This is a genomic window from Marilutibacter maris (assembly GCF_006546735.2).
GTDB classification, from domain to species: domain Bacteria; phylum Pseudomonadota; class Gammaproteobacteria; order Xanthomonadales; family Xanthomonadaceae; genus Marilutibacter; species Marilutibacter maris.
Genome location: NZ_VICD02000323.1, coordinates 1 through 2,594, shown reverse-complemented (window position 1 = coordinate 2,594; position 2,594 = coordinate 1). Strand labels below are relative to the sequence as shown.

Here is a 2,594-nt window from a genome sequence, read left to right as displayed (position 1 = left end):
GGCCGCGCGGGCGGCGCCGGCCGCCTCGACGGCGCGTTCGTCGGCCTCACCGGCGAGCAGCAGGATCCGGCCCTTCTCGAAGCCGGCCTGCTGCATCAGCCGTACCGCCGCCGCCAGCGCGCGGTCGGCCCGCTGGCCGTCGACCGGCATGATGTCCGGCGACAGGGCGTCGAGGAACAGCGCGACATTGGCGGCATCGTCGGTGATCGGGGCAACGGTGAAGGCATCGTCGGCATAGACCAACAGGCCGACCGGACCGTCGCGTGCGGCCAACAGCGCGCCCAGCTTGGCCCGCGCCTGCGCCACCCTCGACGGTGGCGGGTCGGCCGCCATGCCGGCACTGGAAAGATCCAGCGCCATCACCAGCGGCAACTTGCCCTGCCACAGCGGCTGTTCGACCTGGCGCCAACTGGGGCCGGTCATGGCCAGCACCGCGAACGCATAGGCCAGCATGCCTGCCAGCGCGCCGAGGCCGCGCGTCCAGCGGCGACGGGGACGGTCGCCGCGATCGAGCAGGTGCGGCAGCAGGTGCGCATCGACCGCCTCGCGCCAGACACCGTCTCGACGGCGTCGCAGCGCCCACACCGCCGCCAGCACCGGCAACAATGACAGCGCCCAGAGCCAGTCGGGACGCAGCAGATGCAGGGTGGACAGATCGGGCAGGGTCATTGTCGCCTCCAGCCCGCCAACAGCAGCGACAGCACCGCCAGCACCAGCGCGGCCGCCAACGGCCACGCGTACCGCTCGATGCGCGGACGCAGGGTCGGCCCCGGTCGCTCGACCGGTTCGAGCCGGTCGATCTCGTCGTAGATCCCCGCCAGTTGCTCGGTATCCCGGGCGCGGAAGAAGCGTCCGCCGGTCGCCTCCGAAATCGCGCGCAACGTCGCCTCGTCGATCTCGTCGCCGCCGCCCGGCATCGGCAACTGGAAGCCGAACACCGACATCACGCCATCGCCGCCGAAGGCGACGGTATGCACGCGCACGTCGCTGTCGCGGGCCAGTTCGGCGGCCTTGCGCGGATCCAGCAGGCCGGCGGTGTTGACGCCGTCGGTCAACAGGATCAAGACCCTGTCCTGCGGCTCTCCCGCGCCATCGGAACGTTCGCGCAGGCGCTTGACCGCCAGCCCGATCGCATCGCCGATCGCGGTTTCCTGGCCGGCCAGGCCGACCACGCTGTCCTGCAGCTGCTGGCGTACCGATTCGCGGTCCAGGGTCAGCGGCGCCAGCGCATAGGCCCGCCGTCCGAACACCAGCAGGCCGACCCGGTCGCCGGCACGGCGGTCGAGGAAGTCCGCGAGCACCGCCTTGGCGGCGGTCAGGCGGTCGACCGGACGCCCGCCCAGGCTCATGTCCGGTTCCTGCATGCTGCCCGACAGGTCCAGCGCCAGCATCAGGTCGCGCCCGGCCTGCGGCGGCTGCACCGGTTCGCCCAACTGCTGCGGCCGCGCCGCCGCCACGCACAGCAGGGCCCAGGCCAGCCACAGCAACAGGCCGGGACCACGGCCCGGACGCCCCCGCCCGCCGAGCTTGGCGACCTCGCTCAAGCGGGCCGCGTGCGGGAACCGCAGTGCCGCCGCATGGCTGCGGACGGCCGGCAGCAGCCACAGCGCCAGCAATGGCAGCGGCAGGGCCAGCAACCACCACGGCCAGACCAGTTGCAGTTCCGGCCAGGTCTCCCAGGGCATCGCCGCCGCCAGGCTCATCGCGCGCCCATCCATTGCAGGAAGCGTGTGCGCACCAGTGGCCGCAGCTTCGCCACCTGTCCGGCATCGACCTCGCGCCGGTAGCCGCCCTCGATCAGCAGTTCGCCGACCTCGTCGGCGAACAGCGGCGTCTCGCCTTCGTCTAGAAACGCCCGCCAGGCGACGCCTTGCAGTCGATCCGCGCCCGGATCGCGCCGTCGCGCGGCGCGACGCAGCAGCTCGGACATCGCCGCCACCTCCGCCGCCGGCGATGTCGCGGCGGCCAACGCGTCGTCGAACAGCGCCTGGATGCGCGCGCGCCGGCGGCGACGTCGTCGTCGCCACCACAGGACGGCAGCGACGATCGCCAGGACCACCGCGACCAGCAGCCACCAGCCCGGCGCCGGCGGCCACCACGAGGGCGCCGCGGGCTCATGGATGTCACGCAGGACGATGGCGACCGGCATGCTCATGCCACCAACGGCCGCGCGCGTCCCAGCAGCGGCAACCACGCATCGCTGGGATCGTCGGTCGACAACGCCGTCGCGCGCACCCCGCGCACCGGCAGGTTCGCCAATGCCGCCTCGACCGGTTGGACGAACGCCGAACGCCAGCGCGCGCGTTGGGGGGCGCTCGCCAGGTCGAGTTCGACACGGTCGCCGTCCGGTCCCGCCCGCAACGACAACCGGGCCTTCGGCGGCACCGCTTCGAAAGGGTCGGTGAGCATCAGCACGATGACCTCGTGGTGCTGGGCCAGCACCGGCCAGCGTCGTTGCGGCACCTCCGCGACGCTGGCGGCATCGGCCAGCACCACCAGTCGCGAGCCCGGCCGCAGCAGGCGTCCCGCATGTTCGAGCGCGATGGCCAGGCCAAGATCGTCCGACGGCGGCTGCCGGTACCAGCGCACCAGGC

At 72.9% G+C, this 2,594-nt stretch carries 2 protein-coding genes and 2 pseudogenes; all 4 read right to left on the bottom strand.

The window, feature by feature from the left end; genetic code table 11:
- Positions 1–669: pseudogene (locus FKV24_RS18095) on the bottom strand (VWA domain-containing protein); the annotation flags it as partial.
- The gene (locus FKV24_RS18090; RefSeq protein ID WP_141483389.1) at positions 666–1,703 is read right to left on the bottom strand and encodes a vWA domain-containing protein; all 1,038 of its coding nucleotides are present in this window, start codon (positions 1,701–1,703) and stop codon (positions 666–668) included. The gene FKV24_RS18090 and the pseudogene FKV24_RS18095, both read right to left, overlap by 4 nt.
- The gene (locus FKV24_RS18085) at positions 1,700–2,155 is read right to left on the bottom strand and encodes a DUF4381 domain-containing protein (protein ID WP_141483388.1); all 456 of its coding nucleotides are present in this window, start codon (positions 2,153–2,155) and stop codon (positions 1,700–1,702) included. Before FKV24_RS18085 ends, FKV24_RS18090 begins: the two co-directional genes overlap by 4 nt.
- Positions 2,152–2,594: pseudogene (locus tag FKV24_RS19400) on the bottom strand (DUF58 domain-containing protein); the annotation flags it as partial. The gene FKV24_RS18085 and the pseudogene FKV24_RS19400, both read right to left, overlap by 4 nt.

Coding starts and splice junctions, on each gene's coding strand:
- FKV24_RS18090 (WP_141483389.1), bottom strand. CDS start 1,703: ATGAGCCTGGCGGCGGCGATGCCCTGGGAGACCTGGCCGGAACTGCAA.
- FKV24_RS18085 (WP_141483388.1), bottom strand. CDS start 2,155: ATGAGCATGCCGGTCGCCATCGTCCTGCGTGACATCCATGAGCCCGCG.